Origin of the sequence: Shewanella sp. KT0246 (assembly GCF_019654955.1) — a bacterium.
Classification (GTDB): Bacteria; Pseudomonadota; Gammaproteobacteria; order Enterobacterales; family Shewanellaceae; genus Shewanella; species Shewanella goraebulensis.
In genome coordinates this window covers 1-430 of sequence record NZ_BPEV01000161.1, presented here as the reverse complement: position 1 = coordinate 430, position 430 = coordinate 1, and the positions used below count along the sequence as shown (strand labels likewise).

Annotated in this window: 1 protein-coding gene; it reads right to left on the bottom strand. The window is 48.8% G+C overall.

From position 1 onward, the window contains the following. A partial coding sequence (locus K5Q58_RS21390) for a hypothetical protein (RefSeq protein ID WP_220755757.1) occupies positions 1–430 on the bottom strand: 430 nt, incomplete at both ends.

Here is a 430-nt window from a genome sequence, read left to right as displayed (position 1 = left end):
CTTCCTTCTCCCCCTCTCTCCCCCCCTCCCTCTCTCCTTCCCCTCCTCCTCTCTTCTTCCCTTTTTTCCCTCTCCTTTTCTTTTTCCCCCTCCTCCCTCTTCTTTTTTTCTTCCCCTTCTTTTCCTTCTTTCCCCTTCCTCCCTCTCCCCCTTCCCTTCTCCTCCTTTCCCCCTCCTCCCCTCCTTTTCCCTTTTTCTTTCTCTCCCTTTCTTCTCCCTTCCTCTCTCCTCTCTTTCTTCCTTTCCCTTTCTCCCTTCTTCCCTTTCCTTTCTCTTCTTTTTTTTCTCCTCCCCTTTTCTTTCTCTCTCTCTTCCCTCTTCCCCTTTTTTTCCCTTTTTCTCTTCCCTCTCTCTTTTCCCTTTTCCCCCCTCCTTTCTTCTCCCCTTTTCTTTCCTTCCTCTCTCTCTCATGGGTTTATAGATTTCATCC